Source organism: Microcoleus sp. Pol12B5 (assembly GCF_036701335.1).
Taxonomy (GTDB): domain Bacteria; phylum Cyanobacteriota; class Cyanobacteriia; order Cyanobacteriales; family Microcoleaceae; genus Microcoleus.
Genome location: NZ_JAUBQQ010000010.1, coordinates 111,684 through 129,548, shown reverse-complemented (window position 1 = coordinate 129,548; position 17,865 = coordinate 111,684). Strand labels below are relative to the sequence as shown.

The 17,865-nt window shown below is 45.8% G+C and carries 17 protein-coding genes; 12 read left to right on the top strand and 5 right to left on the bottom strand.

Annotated elements, in window-relative coordinates; translation table 11 throughout:
- Positions 1 to 265: 265 nt before the first annotated feature.
- From QUA24_RS08255 to QUA24_RS08245, 3 genes are all read right to left on the bottom strand, one after another.
- Positions 266 to 1,210, bottom strand: coding sequence for a glycosyltransferase (locus QUA24_RS08255; protein WP_333228727.1), 945 nt, complete (start codon positions 1,208 to 1,210; stop codon positions 266 to 268).
- Positions 1,211 to 1,536: 326 nt separating this feature from the next.
- Entirely contained in the window at positions 1,537 to 2,652 is a 1,116-nt protein-coding gene (gene mraY, locus QUA24_RS08250) for a phospho-N-acetylmuramoyl-pentapeptide-transferase (protein WP_333158811.1), read from the bottom strand.
- 129 nt (positions 2,653 to 2,781) lie between these two features.
- Positions 2,782 to 3,021, bottom strand: coding sequence for a DUF3134 domain-containing protein (locus QUA24_RS08245; RefSeq protein WP_006631296.1), 240 nt, complete (start codon positions 3,019 to 3,021; stop codon positions 2,782 to 2,784).
- Between the two features lie 412 nt (positions 3,022 to 3,433).
- Here QUA24_RS08245 and QUA24_RS08240 point away from each other — a divergent pair, with 412 nt between their 5' ends.
- A complete protein-coding gene (locus QUA24_RS08240) occupies positions 3,434 to 5,110 on the top strand; it encodes a glycosyltransferase family 4 protein (protein ID WP_333228724.1) in 1,677 nt (558 codons plus the stop codon).
- Between the two features lie 140 nt (positions 5,111 to 5,250).
- Positions 5,251 to 5,835 (top strand): PAP/fibrillin family protein, encoded by a 585-nt coding sequence (locus QUA24_RS08235; protein WP_333158807.1) that lies wholly within the window; start codon positions 5,251 to 5,253, stop codon positions 5,833 to 5,835.
- Between the two features lie 144 nt (positions 5,836 to 5,979).
- On the opposite strand, the gene QUA24_RS08230 is transcribed toward QUA24_RS08235, so the two are convergent.
- Entirely contained in the window at positions 5,980 to 6,219 is a 240-nt protein-coding gene (locus QUA24_RS08230) for a helix-turn-helix transcriptional regulator (RefSeq protein WP_333158806.1), read from the bottom strand.
- Between the two features lie 164 nt (positions 6,220 to 6,383).
- On the opposite strand from QUA24_RS08230, the gene QUA24_RS08225 reads away from it, so the two are divergent.
- The 10 genes from QUA24_RS08225 to QUA24_RS08180 all read left to right on the top strand — a co-directional run bounded on the left by QUA24_RS08225 (position 6,384) and on the right by QUA24_RS08180 (position 17,310).
- Positions 6,384 to 6,644 carry a hypothetical protein gene (locus QUA24_RS08225; protein WP_333228722.1) on the top strand — a complete coding sequence of 87 codons (261 nt, stop codon included), beginning with the start codon at positions 6,384 to 6,386 and terminating at the stop codon, positions 6,642 to 6,644.
- 132 nt (positions 6,645 to 6,776) lie between these two features.
- Positions 6,777 to 7,445 carry a Uma2 family endonuclease gene (locus QUA24_RS08220; protein WP_333158802.1) on the top strand — a complete coding sequence of 223 codons (669 nt, stop codon included), beginning with the start codon at positions 6,777 to 6,779 and terminating at the stop codon, positions 7,443 to 7,445.
- A 185-nt stretch (positions 7,446 to 7,630) separates the two neighbouring features.
- Positions 7,631 to 7,885 (top strand): type II toxin-antitoxin system ParD family antitoxin, encoded by a 255-nt coding sequence (locus QUA24_RS08215; protein WP_333228720.1) that lies wholly within the window; start codon positions 7,631 to 7,633, stop codon positions 7,883 to 7,885.
- Entirely contained in the window at positions 7,882 to 8,187 is a 306-nt protein-coding gene (locus tag QUA24_RS08210) for a type II toxin-antitoxin system RelE/ParE family toxin (protein ID WP_333158798.1), read from the top strand. The genes QUA24_RS08215 and QUA24_RS08210 overlap by 4 nt, the downstream gene beginning before the upstream one ends.
- A gap of 136 nt (positions 8,188 to 8,323) precedes the next feature.
- The gene (locus QUA24_RS08205; protein ID WP_333228718.1) at positions 8,324 to 8,617 is read left to right on the top strand and encodes a DUF433 domain-containing protein; all 294 of its coding nucleotides are present in this window, start codon (positions 8,324 to 8,326) and stop codon (positions 8,615 to 8,617) included.
- On the top strand, positions 8,614 to 8,958 hold the full coding sequence (locus tag QUA24_RS08200) for a DUF5615 family PIN-like protein (RefSeq protein ID WP_333228716.1): 345 nt from the start codon (positions 8,614 to 8,616) through the stop codon (positions 8,956 to 8,958). The genes QUA24_RS08205 and QUA24_RS08200 overlap by 4 nt, the downstream gene beginning before the upstream one ends.
- Before the next feature lie 163 nt (positions 8,959 to 9,121).
- Positions 9,122 to 9,937 carry a PD-(D/E)XK nuclease family protein gene (locus tag QUA24_RS08195; protein WP_333228715.1) on the top strand — a complete coding sequence of 272 codons (816 nt, stop codon included), beginning with the start codon at positions 9,122 to 9,124 and terminating at the stop codon, positions 9,935 to 9,937.
- A gap of 119 nt (positions 9,938 to 10,056) precedes the next feature.
- Positions 10,057 to 12,612: a DHH family phosphoesterase gene (locus QUA24_RS08190; RefSeq protein WP_333228713.1), complete on the top strand. Its 2,556-nt coding sequence runs from the start codon at positions 10,057 to 10,059 to the stop codon at positions 12,610 to 12,612.
- 351 nt (positions 12,613 to 12,963) lie between these two features.
- Positions 12,964 to 15,267, top strand: a complete 2,304-nt coding sequence (locus QUA24_RS08185; protein WP_333228711.1) for a serine/threonine phosphatase — start codon at positions 12,964 to 12,966, stop codon at positions 15,265 to 15,267.
- Between the two features lie 801 nt (positions 15,268 to 16,068).
- Complete coding sequence (locus QUA24_RS08180; RefSeq protein ID WP_333214738.1) at positions 16,069 to 17,310, top strand: protein kinase domain-containing protein; 1,242 nt, start codon at positions 16,069 to 16,071, stop codon at positions 17,308 to 17,310.
- A 151-nt stretch (positions 17,311 to 17,461) separates the two neighbouring features.
- Here the strand turns inward: QUA24_RS08180 and QUA24_RS08175 are convergent, their stop codons facing one another.
- On the bottom strand, positions 17,462 to 17,680 hold the full coding sequence (locus QUA24_RS08175) for a DUF4327 family protein (protein WP_193973492.1): 219 nt from the start codon (positions 17,678 to 17,680) through the stop codon (positions 17,462 to 17,464).
- Positions 17,681 to 17,865: the final 185 nt, after the last annotated feature.

The following is a 17,865-nucleotide window of genomic DNA, read 5'->3' as shown; positions in this document are numbered from 1 at the left end:
CTGAAAAGCCAGAAGGCAGAATTAGAGGCTATTTTGGCGTCAGAATTCGAGTTACTCGTTGTTTTGAGACTAGGGGGAAAGAATAGACTTATTAATTTTATATTAAGTATTGCGTTAAATTATCGTATTTCTGATTCAGCATATTTATCGGTACCGATAAACTCTACTTATAGGTATATATAGGGGCGGATTGTGTACAAACGAATATTTGTCGATCGCAAGTGCGATCGAACAATGATTTATTGCTCTAAAATATTAAAGCCGATTAAAACCGCTCAATGTCCCAAGCTGATTCTGGAAGTTTGGCTTGGCGCTGCCCCATCGCCCTTGCCCTAACATTCAAAAAACCGATCGGCGTATTGAATAAGTCTACCAGCTCCGAAGAGCCGAGCGCACTTTTTGCCGCCGCAACCGGAAATTCCTTTAACAGCCACCTAGCCAGCCGGTAAAAATATTCGCCTGTTGTGAATTCTCGCATCAAATCGACACCGTGGAGTTCGTGCAAATATTTATTAGATTCGCCGTACCGATACCATTGACTTTGCAACTGTTTTATTGTAGAACGGTGGCGGTGTCGGACGATCGCATTTTGAGCAAAATGTAATTGATAGGATGTTTCCCGCAAAATCCGCCAACACAAGTCAGCATCGCCGCCACTGGTGAGGTGAGGGCGAAATAATCCTATTTGTTGTAAAACGAGCCTCCGTACAGCTAAGTTGGCGGTTTGGCCGTAGGGACAAAAAGGGTGAGCGAGTGTATGTTTTTGAGATAAAGTATTTTGGCGCTCGGCGTGTTGTTCTAAGATAGTTTTACCGGGCAATGCGAGTATTTCCCCAGCGCTAATTCCTACTTCTAAGTCAACAAAGGGTTTAACTAAATTTTCCAGCCAGTCAGATTCCGGGCGACAGTCTGCATCGGTAAATGCAATGATTTCGCCTGTTGATGCGCGAATTCCTTGATTGCGGGCGGCGTAGGAACTTTGAATCTGGTTTTCGGTGAGGTGGCGAATGGTTATCTGATCCAACTTAGCTGCTGTTTCGAGGATTGCTAAAGTGCGATCGCGACTGTTGTTGTCTACTAAGAGATATTCTACACTGTCGATCGGATAAGTTTGCGATCGCAGGCACTCGATCAACTCCGGCAAATCCATCTCGCCGTTGTAAACAGGCACAACCACCGAAACTTGAGGTAAAAACCCATCACTGTTCATTAGCCCTCTATGCAGCTTTTTGAGTCAATTAGGAGTAAAGTCATTATTACTAACAAGTTTTATGGCAACTTAACTTATCGAATAATGTCTACTTCTGTGCCTTTCTCCACAAACTGATACAACTCCTCAACATCCTTATTTTCAAGCGAGTGGAACAGGCCGGAAAGCCAGTTTTTTGAGTTAGTTTTTGAGCCTGAAACGGGCAAGATGCCCGTTCCACAACTGCATTGAGTTCCTGTAGAACGGGCATCTTATTTGTTTTTGAACATTGCACAAAATATCTCTTGCATCCCCTGCACAATCCGTTACCGTTACCAAATCCGCTGTTAACTGTTGCTAGTAAACATCAAAATCATTAACACTAACGCCCCGTTAGTTAAATAAAAGATCCCAACAACCTGAGTTTCCAACCAGCCGCACAACTCTAAATGATGGTGCAGTGGAGCCATTCTTAACAGACGCTTGCCGATTCCATCAGGCCCTTTTGTAGCTTTGTAATAACCTACTTGAGCAATTACTGACAGCGTTTCAATAAAGAAAATCCCGCTGATAATTAATAATATCCAAAGGCTATTTGTTAATAAAGCTACTGCACCCAACGCACCGCCCAAAGCTAAAGCACCTGTATCGCCCATAAACACCTTGGCTGGATTGCGGTTGTGTGCTAAGAAACCGAAACAACTGCCGCTGATGCAAGCGCAAAATATCATTAATTCTGGCGAAGTTGACGCTACAGATGCGCCCAATCCCAAAAGTGCGATCGCCCCCAAACCGCCCATCAACCCGTCAACACCATCGGTAAGATTAGTAGCATTGCTTTCGGCAACTAGCACAAAACAAGCCAGCGGCCAGAACAGCAAACCTAATGGCAATACCCAACCGAAAGGCAAAGCAACATTCGTATAAATTGCAGGTTGATGAAACATCAGCCACAGACAAAATAGAGCAGCAAAACTTATTTGCAAAGCCAATTTCATCCGAGGTGAAATACCTTTGTTCGACTTGCGTCGCAGAATTTGCCAGTCATCGAGCCAGCCAATGAAACCGTAAGCTAGAGTTAAAGCCGATACGGCAACAACATCTGAGTTAAACTTAGACCAAAGTAAAGCGACTGCTACCCCTGCGGGTATAAAAAAGATGCCTCCCATTGTCGGCGTTCCCGCTTTTTTCAAATGGGCTTGGGGGCCGTCTTCGCGAATAATTTGTCCTGCTTTTAGTTGCTGGAGTACGGGCACAACTGCATAGCCCAACCCCGACGCAACTAAAGCACAAACAACTAGCGGCATAAATAGCGATGTAGGTAAATTCAAAAATCTACCCGCTACTACATCTAAACCGATCGCTACAGTGCCGAGCCCCAAACCCAGCAGCAGGAATAAATTCTTGCCTGTAAGTTTGAAAGGCAGACTAAAAGGGATTTTCTCATCCAAAAAGTTATCCATAACACTCCTCACCACACACTATTTGAGAATAAGCAATTGACAATGGGGAATAGGGTGCGATACAGGAGATTGAGAAATCTCTGAGTTTTTCTTCCCTGTTTCCGGTTGATTTCTTCACCCTTCTACCCGTTATTCTTCGCCTACACTCACATCCTCTTCTACTTCCTCTTCTAAATCATCGTAAGGACTGTCGTCAACTGCCATCAGTTCAGAAATTTCTTCTTCGTGCAGATAGTCGGGTTCTTGGACATCCCTTGCTAACAGGCGATTGTTAGATTCCAACCAGTCTAAAAGAGAAGATTGCTGTTTTAATGGAATTACATCCGCAGGTAAGTGGCGAGGAATTTGACGCAGAGATGGGTTGTACATGATTATCGGTTTTTAAAGACAAAGACGCGATCGAGTAGAGGTAACGTTTTGCCGACGAACTGCTCCTTTGATCAAGCACTTGCAAATCGGGCATTTAGCAAGGCTAAAGCATTATACCACAGGCACTGTTTGGTTCCGGATCGGATAAGATGGGAGACCCAAAAGGCGATCGCCCCCAAGCATGGGCATGAGGATAGCACTAAAATCCGCTCTTGCCAATCCTTCTTTAGCCGTAAGCATTGTACTCTAAGACGATCGTCTTTAAGATATCGCGGGACACGAGGCGATCCTATTCTGCAAGCTTCTTTAACGGCAAGGGTTTGATTCACAACAGTCTCCTGGTTTTTCATCAAAGCCTGAGCCCGAATGCCCTCTGGCTTCTTCAGTCAACTCTCAAGCAATAAATCTCAGAATGGATATAACAGCAGCGGTTTTATATAACAAAGAGGGCTACCACACCGGAGGCAAAAAACTTCTGGGGCGTCATTCAGCCGGAGAAGGGTTTCTCAAAAGCTTAGTCCAACACGGAACCGCTGACTCTCTCTACTGTTGCGCCGATAGCGAAACAACCTTTAAGGAGTTTTGTTCGCACATCCAACCTTGGCTGCAAAAACCTCGGAAAGTTCGCTGGATTCCGATGGAACGACCGGATTTGCTATCTCAACCGGGCACACTTTACCGACCCGATCCGGTTCTGTCGCAGATGGTGTGGGCGCGCAGATTTGTCGATCAGCGGGCCTACAGCGTTTGCGGCGTTACTCACACGATCGCTACACAATACATCATGGAGGCGATCGGCGATTTGATCACCGCACCCATGCAGCCTTGGGACGCCCTGATCTGCACCTCTGCCGCCGTGAAAACAGCAGTAGAAGGAGTTATGAGGGAATGGTCTGAATATTTAGCCCAGCGCAACGGCGGTAAACCGGAGATTTTGGTCAAATTCCCCGTTATTCCCCTAGGAGTGGATTGCAGCGCGTTTCCGCAGGGTGTGGAAGCAGTTAATAGTCGCCACCAAATGCGACAAGAACTCGGCATTTCTCCCGAAGATATTGTTGTGTTATTTGTCGGTCGATTGACTTTTTCTGCAAAAGCTCATCCGGTACCCATGTACATCGCCCTAGAACGGGCCGCACAACAGACAAAAGCCAAAATCCACTTAATTCAAGCCGGTTGGATCGAAGATCCGAGAGAAGAACCCGACTTTAAAAATAGTGCACAAATATTTTGTCCCTCGGTGAATGCTATTTTTTTAGATGGGAGACAGCCGGAAATTAGAATAAATATTTGGTCGGCCGCCGACATTTTCATTTCGCTGTCCGACAACATTCAAGAATCCTTCGGACTGACGCCAATTGAAGCTATGGCGAACGGACTCCCGGCCATAGTCTCTGATTGGAACGGATACAAAGAATCTATACGCCACGAAATAGACGGATTCCGCATTCCCACACTCATACCGCCCCCGGAATCTTGTTTAGATTTAGCCCTAAATTATCTTGACGGCAGCTTAAATTGGCCGACTTACATGGGTCACACTTCCCTCGCCACAGCAGTAGACATTGATGCTTGCACCCTGGCATTGTGCCAATTAATTGAAAACCCCGAATTGAGAAAGCGGATGGGGGAAAATGCCAGACAAAGGGCGAGGGAAATTTATGATTGGAAAGTAGTAATTGCTGCTTACGAACAATTGTGGCGGGAATTAGCAGAAATTCGCCTCGTGGCACCGGAGTCAGCACCTTTAAAAGCCGGGAAGCCGCCTTATCCCCTAGGCGACGATCCGTTTCGGGTATTGGGTAATTATGCGACTAGAAGTTTAAGCAATGAGATGATGCTGAGTCTGGGTGCGATCGCCACACCAGAACTTTTAAAGCAGGTACAGACAATTAGGTTTACCAGTTTTGGTGAAGATAGGAGAATATCTGTTAACATTCAGATGGAGATATTGGATACAATTAAGCAGGAAGGTGCGATCAGCGTGGGGGAAGTTATCCGACGCTACGTTAAAAACGAGCAAGAATTAGCATACCTATATCGGACGATGCTCTATCTGGTGAAATTTGGTATCTTAGTTATTAGTCATTAATCAATGTAGGGTGCACACTGGACACAGACAAACCCAATAATAAGCGCGCTAAAAACGACTTGTCGCGTAATTTATAAATAATATTGAACGCGAACTCAAGAATATTTTTTCCTTCTTCATCCCTCTTCCTAAAAAAATCTATGCTGAGAAAATCTGCACTCTTAGAGATAATTGCTGGTAAGAATCGTGGTTTGCTGGCGACTCCCAGCGACAAACAAGCGATTTTAAGTGCGATCGCCCAATTGGAAGATTACAACCCCACACCACGCCCTGTCGAAGCCGCAGAGCTTTTAAATGGTGATTGGCGGTTATTGTACACAACCAGCGGCGAACTGCTGAATCTTGACAGTTTTCCCTTGGTAAAATTGGGTCAAATTTATCAATCTATCCGCGTCAAAGAATCTAAAATTTACAATATTGGCGAACTTTACGGCTTGCCTTATTTGGAAGGAATTGTCAGTGTAGCAGCGAGATTTGAGCCAACTTCGGAACGGCGAGTGCAGGTGAAGTTTGAGCGGTCTATTGTAGGTTTAAGCAGGTTGATTGGCTATGAATATCCGGGGAAGTTTATCGATGAGATTGAGTCGGGGAAAAAGTTCGCTGCTGTAGATTTCGGGCTGGATACTCGCGAACAGCAGGGATGGCTGGATATTACTTATTTGGATAAGGATTTGCGGATTGGACGGGGAAATAAAGACAGTGTTTTTGTCTTGACAAAAGAGTGATTTTGTGATGTGTGATTAAGTGCGATCGCCCCTTAACTTATACTAAATTTATCTTTCCTTCATCCGCGTTTAGCCGCGTGCATCTGCGGTTACAAATCAAAAATCTATCACTTTTGCAAACAGTTCAAGACTTCATAAATATTGTTACTTCGTCAGTTTTGTCTGTTCTTTCTTTTCCGTCGGCATTGACTTTCTGACAGCTAGCATCAACTCCGCTTCGCTACATCGATACAAATCTCGCATTCGGAATACTTGCCAAACTTCCATCTTTGGCAAGGTTCGGCTTTTTTCCCAGTTGCGAATTGAAGACTCCGCGCATTCTAGTTCCCGTGCTACGTCTAAGATTGTCAGCCCTGCACGTTCTCTCAAGGCTCTCAAATCCATAGCTGAATAAACCTTTCAATATAGGGAGTGTTAATATTTAGCGCCAAGTATTGACACATGAGGTGAGTTTGGTGTTTAATCATAGTAGTAGAGGCGTTAGTCGATTTCCGGCAAGAGACTTACTAACGCCCTTTCCTGTAGTCCATAGAGAATACTAAACCATCATGCCACAAAACGGTTATCAACAGGGCTTCGCTGCGAATCCTGGGGCGATCGCGTACCAAAAACGCCTTTACCCTTGGGCGATTGCCAAACTCATGCCCAGTATGCAGCGGGCGATTGTGGGGCGATTTCGCAGTCGATCGGATGCTGACGGGCACTTGCTGTGTCTGCGTCAACTGATGCCTCAAACAACGCTTGTCGTAGTTTTTGACTTGCAACCAGACTTAGAAGTACCAATGGCGGCGCCCACAGCAATGCGATAAGCAGAAGAATCTGATCCCCCCCCTGAAAAAAGGGGGGTTATAAAAATTGACAAATTACTAACTACCAATTACCGCAGCAGATAAATATCAACCTAAGTTAGGATAATTTTATCCTTAATTTGCTTTGAAATCATGACTTCTACAACTGCAAAATTCATCGTGTCTCCAGTGGGCGAAATTCCCCAATGGCAAGTCGCGACGTGGGAAGATTATGTAGCAGCCTGCGAAGATCCATCTTTGGAGGAAGCCAGAATATTTTTTTATGAAGGATATCTTTGGATAGACATGGGTAATGAAGGGCCTCAGCACGCCAGATTTAACAACCTCTTGACGCTGGTATTTTACGCCTGGTTTGTCAGCAAAGGAGGACAAGCTTTCGATGATTTGGGCGGATGTGTAATTGAGAAGCCAAAGGTGGGAGGAGGTGCGCCCGATCGCATTTTATATGTCGGCGGAGAGTTCATCCAGTGGCAAAAAGGGGAACCGCGCCGACTTAATCTAAATAAATCGCGAATTCCCGATTTAGTGATAGAAACTTCCGATACGACTTTGGCCAGCGATTTAGATGAAAAAAAGCGGTTGTATGCTGCTTTGGGAATTCCTGAGTATTGGGTAGTAGATATTAAGGGCGAGAGAGTTTTGGCATTTCGCTTGCAGGAAAACGGGAAATATCACGAATGCGAAATTTCCGGTGCGCTTGAGGGATTGCCAATTGCTTTACTATCAGAGACTTTAAAACTTTTGGGTGAGGGAAATGGGACGGCTGCGATGTGGTTTGCTCAACAAATTGGGAAGTTGTAGAGAAGTTGGCGAAAAGTACGTTAGCGAAGCCCTCGAAGAGGATCGCACGCGATTCACAATAATTTTTTCAAGCTCGACTCTAGGGCTGCCACAATCTCTGAGAATGTTGATATTTGTGCTAAGCTAATCTACAAAAGATGTCACGATCGTGCAGTAACCTTTCTGTGATTTAAAGGAGCAAGTCAATGAATATTGTCTTAAAGCCGGAATACGAAGAGTTTATTCAAGCGCAAGTTCAAAGCGGAAAATATGGCAGCGCTGAAGAACTAATTGGAGAAGCGATCGCACTTTTAAGAGAACGAAAACAACGCATCGAAGAACTCCGCCAGAAAATAGCAGTGGGAACTGCACAAATTGCTAAGGGACAAGTGACAGATGGAGAACTCGTGTTTGCCCAAATTCAAGAAAAGATCGATCGAAGAGAACAGTCAGGGGCATGAACAGTTATACATTTTCAGATGAAGCCGTCCGAGACTTGAATGAGATTTGTGAGTACATTGCTGGCAATAGTTCCAGGGCAGCCAGCGAGCTTTTTGATGCAATTCGTCAAAAATGTAAACTTGTCGCCGAATTTCCCAATATGGGCAAACGCTATGAGAGGTTATCCCCCAACTTGCGCGGATTTATTGTTAGGGATTATTTAATTTTTTATTACCCGAGATCGGACGGGATTGATATTGCTCGCGTTCTGCGGGGTGATCGAGACTTGGAATTATTGTTTTTAGAGTTAGGGGAAGATTAATTAGCGTTGGATCGATCTGAACGGGCGATCGCACTTGTAAAAAAGGGCGATCGCGCTTAATGCTTCTCAATTTTTGGCACACTTTTAGCTTAAATAATAACATATAATAAAAATATATCTGCCCTGTTAATCTGCCATGAATGTACAATCTGTTTCGCGTTATGTCGCACGTCACCCTGAAATTTTGCAAAGCGAACCAATTATCGCAGGAACCAGGACTTCCGTTCGGGCGATCGTGGAATTGTGGCGTTTGGGTATTACTCCTGAAGAAATCCCCATGCACTTACCTCACCTGAAATTAGCTCAAATTTTTGACGCGCTGAGCTTTTATTTAGATAACCAAGAAGAAATAAATACTTATATTGAGCGCAATCGAATTCCTGAAGAATTGATTCATCCTGCTGTTAAAGCTGCAATTAGAAAGCCGTGAAACTGTTTGCAACCATTTATACAGATGAAGATGTTTCTAGGCTTGTAGCTACTTTACTGCTGGCTAGAGGGTTCGATGTGATGACAACCAGCGAACAGGGAATGCTGAGTAAATCCGATAGCCAAAAATTAGCTTACGCAGCATCTATGGAGCGATGTTTGCCCACCCATAATCGCGTAGACTTTGAGCGACTGCATCTAGATTATATGACAGAAGGAAAACAACATTCTGGGATTATTGTGATTCCTCAAAAGAACGCCTATGAGATTGCTCAACGGGTTGCTATTTTATTAAATACGCTAACTGCTGATGAAATCCCTAATCAGCTTTTATATGTATAAAGCGATCGCACTCTAGCCCCAAAAACCGATCGCACTCTTGCCCAAAAACGCGATCAAAATTATCGGCGTCCATCTGCATCATCAGCCTCAATCTGCGGTCAAAAGAAAGACCAGTCGCCTCCCTTACAATCATAAAAAATATAAAATATAAAATCATAAAAAAATGCTCCGACTCTCCCAAACCCAACTCAAAATCCTCGAAGAATGCCCCCGCAAATTCCAACACAGCTACCTAGAACTACTCGCCACCACCGCATCCCCAGAACACAAAGAAAAACTCACATGGGGAAGCCACTTTCACCTATTAATGCAGCAGCGAGAACTCGGACTTCCCATTGAATTTATCATCCAACAAGACCCCGAACTGGGACGGTGTGTGGCAGCATTTATCAACACCGCACCCGAACTTTTCGCCAATTCAGAAAATAGCGATCGAATTTTCCGCCAAGCCGAACATCCCCGCACCCTAATTTTCCAAGACTACCTATTCACCGTTATCTATGACTTACTAATAGCAGAACCAAACGCCGCCCAAATTCTCGACTGGAAAACCTATCCGCGCCCTCAAAAATCAAAATGGATAGCTGAAAGTTGGCAAACTCGCCTCTATTTATACGTCTTAGTAGAAACCAGCGATTATTCCCCAGAACAAGTTTCCATGACATACTGGTTTGTACAATTGCAAGGAGAAGAACCGCCGCAAAAACTCACCTTTTATTACAACCAAACAGAACACGATCGCACAAAACAAGATTTAACCAAGCTATTGCAGCAGCTAACCGAGTGGCGACAGCGCTATACCGAAGGCGGCGAATTCTTACCCCAAGTAGAAATTAGTTCTAATCTTTGCAATTCCTGTCAATTTGCCACTCGCTGCAACCGCACAACAGACAACACAGTTTCCTCATCCAATCTTTCCGCAGAAACTCCCACAGATTGGCTACCCAATCTTGCTATTATTGAGGAAATGTCTATTTAATTCAAATCTTTTACTATGCCAACTATTAGTCGCCCGGTGGGGGCGGGTTTATAGATATTGTGGATGTGAATGAAAGATTGTTTGTGAACCAGCCCCTACAGGAATTAATGAAATAACTTATGACTGAACTACTTCAAATTTTGCCAAGTCAACTCCTATCCCAACCCCCAGATTGGCTGATCCAAGCTGTCAGGAACCATGCACCAGAACTACCCGGAAACTATGCCGCCACACTTCTCTGGTATAGAGGAATTCAAAACCCCGAACAAATACCCGGTTTTTTAAATCCCCAACTTTACCAACCAGCAAGTCCCTTTGAATTCGGACTAGAAATGAACTGGGCGATAGAAAGAATCCAGCAAGCACGAAAAAGCGCCGAAAAAGTGGCAATTTGGGGAGATTTCGACGCCGACGGCATTACCTCAACCTCGGTACTTTGGGACGGACTGGGAGAATTTTTTGATCAAAACGACCAACTAATTTATTACATTCCCAACCGATTAACCGAATCTCACGGACTCAATATCACAGGAATAGATGCCTTAGCAAAAGCGGGAATTCGCTTAATTATTACCTGCGATACAGGCAGTACAAACATCGCAGAAATCGAATATGCGACTAGCTTAAACATCGATACAATTATTACCGACCATCATACATTACCGGACGATCGCCCGCCAGCTACAGCCATTATCAATCCCCGCTACTTTCCCCCAAACCACCAACTATTTAACCTGTCAGGAGTTGGAGTAGCTTACAAATTAGTTGAAGCATTATATCACACATTACCCGATATTCCGCAGCGCCCGCTCACAGATTTATTAGAATTAGTAGCGATCGGCTTAATTGCCGATTTAGTCCAACTTACAGGAGACAGCCGCTACCTAGCACAAATCGGCATCCAACAACTGCAAAAACAAATCGCAAATCCCACCCGCCCAGGAGTTGCAAAATTGCTCGAACTGTGCAAAAGATCGGGCGATCGCCCAACCGACATTTCCTTCGGACTCGGCCCCCGAATCAACGCCGTCAGCCGCATTCAAGGCGACGCTAGCTTCTGCGTAGAACTCCTCACCAGCCGCGACAAAAAACGCTGCGATGAATTAGCAAATTTAACCGAAATTGCCAACTCCCGGCGCAAATCTTTACAAAAAGATGTTGCCAAAGATGCCGCCGCCAAATTAGCCAAACTTGACCTCTCAACCACCAGCGTCATCGTCCTCAGCGACCCGCAATGGCCGGTAGGAGTATTAGGATTAGTAGCGGGACAAATCGCCCAAGAATACGGCCGTCCCGTGGTTTTATTCTGCACAGAAGGAAGCGAAGAAATTAATGAAAATTCCCCGGAAACGCAATTCACCTCTTTCTTAGATTTAGAATCACCAACACTTTCCCCATCCAAAATTGCTAGGGGTTCCGCCCGTTCCGCCAATCAAATCGACCTTTACCAATTAGTCAAAGACCAAGCGCATTTATTGCACAGATTTGGCGGTCATCCCTTCGCTGCTGGATTGAGTCTCCCCGTTGAAAATATTCCCCTATTTACCGATGCGGTAAATCAGCAACTGCGGCAACAATACAACACAGATAGTTTAACAGCCGCCCCCGTTCAAGCCGACCTAAAAATTACTGTCTCCGAATTAGGCAAGGACTTATTTCAAGAACTAAAATTGCTCGAACCTTGCGGTATGGGCAATCCCGCACCCAAATTGCTGATTGAAAACTGCTGGTTTGAAAATCTCTGGAATCAAAAAATCAAGGATTTGAAAGGGCAAAAAGTAGAATATATCAAAACAGAATTTATAATTAGAGATGAATCTAGCGATACGGGATTTCCAGGTATTTGGTGGGGACACAATCAAAACGAAGTTCCCCAAGGCCGCTGCGATGTTACGGTTGAACTAGATTTTAATACTTACAAATCGCGGTATGAAGTGCGCCTCGTAGCACTACGGGAACGCACGGAAGACAATCAAATCAATTCCCCGACTAAAATAGATTGGATCGTAGACTGGCGCAATACAAATAACGATGAAGAGTTGTTAGCAGCCAGCACAAACTTAGAATCTCCAATGCCGATCGACAATCTAGTTTACAATTCCGAAATGGTCGATCGCGAAAACTGGATCGTCCTCAAAGAATGCCCCGCAAGCTGGGACGAACTGCGGATCTGGTTTCGCCAAGCACAGCACACTCAGAAAAAACTCGCGATCGCCTACACATTACCCCCACTCGTACCCCCACAGCAAATCTGCCAACAGCTAATCGGCATCGCCAAATACCTCAGCCGCACCAAAAAACCCGTCACCAGACAGCAACTTCGCCAAAAACTAGGCATCAGCGACACCTCCCTGCAACTAGGGTTCAAAACCCTAACATATCTCGGTTTTAAAATCAATTATCGCGATCGAGCTTTCCACATCACCAGACAACCCGAAACCGCACAGCGTCAAGACTCGCCCGATCAAATCCCCAAACCCTTATTAGATAGCCAATCCCTTCAATTCTCAGTGCCAAATTCCCCGATTGCTGCCCGTTTTGCAGCGCAATTCCTAGCAGCCGTCTCCGAAGAACAATTCCGGCGAAAATATTTCTGTGAAGTACCCCTTTCGACCATTGTGTCGATCGCGCGAGAAACCGTTTTCCAAGAAGATTCTATAGCAATTCCCTTCTAACTGAGATATTGCACCATTGTTAAGAACGGAATCTCCGGCCCGTTCCACTCATGAGATAACTTTGCTTATGGGTTACACACGCTGTTACCACTGGTGGGGCTGGCTTTTGGTCTCCTGAAGCGAGAGAAATTTTTGCCGGTCTGGCTTAAGAGGTCTATTCCTGACACGGAGGCAACATCTCAGTTCTAAGAAATATCTTAGTTCTGAATTCATCCCGATAAAATAAGGCATAGGGCAATGCGAGTTATCCGTTGCGAGTCAGGCCCAAAACTCATAACTCCTAACTCACAGCCCAAAACCCAAAACTCCCCACCGCCAAACTCGCTCGCCCATCTCTCATTTAAAACCCCTATGCTTCTGTGTCCCCGCTGCCAATTTGAAAATCCCAATCCAAACAAGTTTTGTCAACAGTGCGGAAATTCCCTAATTTACAAACCTTGCCACGAATGCGGTGCCCAAGTCGCTTTTAGCGCCAAAGAATGTCAGAATTGTGGCGTCGCAACAGGTCAAGTGTGGCGGGCCATTATCTGCGGTCGATCGAATTTTCCAGCAGTCGAGCCAGACGAGTCAACCCTACCCCCAGCCGAGTTTCCGCAAAAACCAGACATCGTTCCACAAACTACATCGCCCCAACACTCTGCTGAACCAATCACAGACAGCATTAAAACAGAAATCACCACTGACGCACCCCCAATAGCCGTCGAACCAACTTCTCCACAGCCAAGCGACGGCGAATTCAGCAGCAGAGAAATAGACGCTGTGGTAGCCGTGGGGGCGATCGCACCAGCCTCCTTGCAAACAACACAAAAAAGCTCTACTACAGCACCAGAGCGCGAAATAACCCCATCTGAACACAATTTTACAACCGCACCACAGCCTCAACAAATCCAGGAAGCAACCGAGAACCCCCACAGCCCAAACATAGCTGACACCTCCCCTCCATCTCCAGAAGTCCCCATCCCCAATTCAGAATATTTAATCCCTTCCCAGCCAGCCGGAGCTTATTTAGACACTCAGCAGCGCTACCAACTCCTAGAAACCGTGCCGCCGAGAAAACGCTCAGACACAGTAGAAGTAACAGTATTGGACTGTCAGCCACTGGAAATGTCACCCCTCAAAGCCATGCTAGCAGCCAACTCTGCCAGCGTCGCCAGACGAACATCCCCCTATACCGCAGCAATCACAGGCGGAGAAAATTCAACCAATCCCGCCTTAGCAGAGCTTTGCCAAGGCATAGCTGAACCTTACCTGGCACTCCGGTGGCAATTCTCTCAAAACCTGCCAGTCATTCACGATAGCTGGTCAGACAACGAACAGGCAGTCCTGCTCCTAGAAGACTGCTCCCAATGGCCGCTGCTGGTAGAACGGTGGAATCAGCCCGAAACTTCCATCCAGCAAATTTTATACTGGCTGCACGAAATGACAGAACTCTGGGCTGCCCTAGAACCCTGGCGCTGTCGGCAAAGCTTGTTAGAACTGACAAATTTGCGAGTCAACCCCGACTCTTCCTTTTCCTTGGCTTCTTTGCGGCTGCAATACCTCTATCCCGAACCCGCCGGCTCAAACCTGCAATTGGTAGATTTGGGGCAACTGTGGCAGGTGATATTTAGCCAGTCCGATCATCATCGCACTCAGTTTGGCGCCTTGCTCGAACTGCTGCAACAAATGTACAGAGGCGAGATTAACACAATTGAAGAATTGCGATCGCGCCTAGAAACAGTTCCCCTCGAACTCCAGACCGCACCTTCACCAAGCTCAACCCCGACACGCAGGCATTACCGCAGTCCCGACGAGTCGCCCCCCGAGGTGGGCGAGGTCTTAACCCAGCCCATGCCACTCCAGATTTACAGCTTAGAAGACGCAGGTCTCACCGATGTTGGTCGCACGCGCGACCACAACGAAGACTTCTTCAGCATCTGGACTCAGCTCAACAAACTCGAAAGCTCCTTCGGTCGCATTTTTCAAACCAAAGGGCTTTACATTCTCTGCGACGGCATGGGCGGACACGACAGCGGAGAAGTAGCCAGCCAACTAGCGACTGAAACCCTCAGAGAATTCTTTCAAACCCGTTGGGAAAATCAACTACCTCCGGCAGACACCATTCGCGAGGGAGTGCTGCTAGCCAACAAAGCCATCTTTGAAATCAATCAAAAGGACGGACGCTCCGGCAGCGCCCGCATGGGCACAACTCTAGTCGCAGTCTTAGTTCAAGACACCCACTTCGCCGTTGCCCACGTCGGCGACAGCCGCCTCTACCGACTGAGAAAGGGACAAACCCTAGAAAAAATCACCTCAGACCACGAAGTAGGCCAGCGCGAAATAAAGCGCGGGGTTGACCCGGAAACTGCTTATGCCCGTCCCGACGCCTATCAATTAACTCAAGCCATCGGCCCGCGAGACAGTAATTTTCTCAAGCCTGACGTGCAGTTTTTAGACTTGTGCGAAGACACCTTATTAATTTTGGCTTCCGACGGCCTGACAGATAATGATTTTTTGGAGACTCACTGGCAGAGCACTCTTGAACCCCTGTTCAATCCCCAAGCCAATCTCGACGAGGGAGTTGCCCAGTTGATTGAACTGGGCAACAAACGCAACGGTCACGACAATATCACGGCAATTATCATTCGGGCGCAGGTAGGCGCATTTCGATTTTAGAATGTGGATGCTGCCAACTTTTTCAAAGGTGGCGTCTTTCCTACGTGACGGCCTGGGCTAAACCTGCAATTCTTGCAGAGAAAAAAACAGCTTCTGCCGTTTCCGGGCAAGGCTTTACTGCTCGCTCTGTTCTTAGGTATCTGGTGTTAAAACAGCTTCGGTTTGAGTGATAAAAAACTGATTACAGACCCATACTATTGCAGACAAGCTGTAGATTACCAACCATTTATCCGTAGCTTTAATTTTGAGACTCTGTTCAGGGAATCTACCGGAAAAAGTTGCTTGAGAGTAAGTGGATTCATCATAGTTGAAAGAGCTTTTACTTACAAAAATAGTTGGTCTAATTAAAAAAAATCAACTAAAATGAAGTGAGTCCGCAGGCTGGCTAATGCGAAATCTGTTTTATACTCGATCGCTATCGGGGCAACGTGGGAAGTGTCTGCTCTACATATATATGTGGGGCTGACATCACAATCTGCTGCTACATCAAATTTACGTAAAAGTTTAGCGATTGTTTACCTAGTTTTTGTTGTTGCAATTTTTAAATTGATAGACTGTGTTTTAAGGAGCGATCGACTCCTCAGAATTTTTACGAATAATTGTTCCCCAAAAAGTATTAATCACTTATTGTTTATGAAATCTTTAATCATAATCAGGATATTATAAAGTTTTCCTGAAACTAACGTGTGAAGCTCATAATTAATTTTTAATTTCTAATTTTTCAAAGCCCTACGCCCCAAATCTGTAAATTTCCGCCAACTCTCACTGCCACATCAGGGAGTTCAACCACATCAATCGAAAATGCTGCTGACTCTTTTAGATCCAGAAAAACAGACCCCCCTGCAACAGTGGAGTTTCGAGAGCGAATCCATTATTCGCATCGGCCGCTCTCCAGACAATCACGTTGTGATCCCCAATGCTCTAGTGTCGCGGCAACATCTGGAATTGCAAAGAGTTAATAACGGGAGATCCAGTCAGTGGTACTTAGTCAATTCGGGGACAAATGGCACTTTGGTAAATGGTATTCTCATGTCTCAGGGTTGGATATCCGACGGTGCCCTGATCCAGTTGGCACGAGGCGGCCCTATTCTGCATTTCCAAGTTATTAATATTGAACTTGGCGGCAAAATTGAGGCGAACCCCACTGTCAATCTCGCGACCCCGAGGTGTACCCATGCGGGAAACCCGCCGGGGAATTTATTCTGCATCCACTGCGGCGAACCGATTAAAGTCGATCGCACGGTGCGTCACTACCAAGTGCTGCGAACTTTGGGCCAAGGCGGTATGGGGACAACGACTTTAGCCTGGGATCGAGATAAAGCGAAAGCTCAACAACCCGGAATTTCCCCCGCTGCTTCTCTGGTAGTCCTCAAGGAAATGAATGCTGATATGGCTCAAATCGCCAAAGCTCAAGAACTGTTTGAACGTGAAGCTAAAACTCTCAAAGCCCTCCACCATCCGGGAATTCCTCAGTTTTTTGACTTTTTTGTGGAAGGGGGTAAAAAATACTTGGTGATGGAAATGCTCCACGGCGAGGATTTAGAAAAACGCATCTATAACCGCGGGCCAGTTGCTCCCCAACAAGCAATAGAGTGGATGATCCAAACCTGTGAGGTTTTGGACTACATTCACTCTCAAAAACCCCCGATAGTCCACCGGGATATTAAACCAGCTAATTTGCTGGTGCGCCACCGCGACAATTGCATTACAGTGCTGGATTTTGGAGCCGTTAAAGAAATCGGCACTCCACCAGGGACTCGCATCGGCGTTGAAGGCTACACCGCACCAGAACAAGACCGGGGACAGCCTCTCCCTCAGTCGGATTTATATGCCATTGGGCCTACTTTGATTTTTTTGCTGACGGCCCAAAGCCCTCAAAACTTTTACGGGAAAATAGCTGGAGGTTACGGGTTTAAGATCGAAAATATTCCGACGATCGCCCCCAAGCTGCGGGACACCATTTTGCGAACCACGGCAGCTAAGCCTGGGGATCGTTTTCAAACTGCTCAACAATTAGCTCGAGCTTTAGCAGCTTCCCTTTAAATAGAAGTCAGAATTCAAAACTCAAAAGCCAAAAGTCAGAATTGATTAGGAAGAGGGAAGAGGGAAGAATTTAGCAACAGAAATTTATGAAAGAAAATTTACCGATCGCCTCGAAATTTCTCTCCGACACCCCAGTCCTCCGTCTCCTCTGTTATTCTTCGTCCCAAGCTTCTACAGCTATCAATTCGCTCACGGGGTCTTGCATAGAAAAATCAAACTCTAGCAATTGCTGTTTCCAGTACGGCCATTCGTCGCCGTAAAGCAGAGCAATTTTCCAAATACTGTCTGTGGGCTTGATAATGTCAGACGTGACGAGAGAATGCACCTGACGCTGGAACTTAACCATCGGCTGTATCACCTTCTGGCTCATAATACCTCTTGAATTGTTTAAATCTTGTGTAATTACCACTTCCCAGCGCACACTCTTTATCGCAGTTTCGCCAAGAACAGTCTAGCCAAGATACGTGTAGATTTTAGTCGGGAAGCTACATATTCAACTTGTATCTCAACACTGTTCGTTTTGACAAGGCCCTATAAGCAAGACTGAATAGTCAA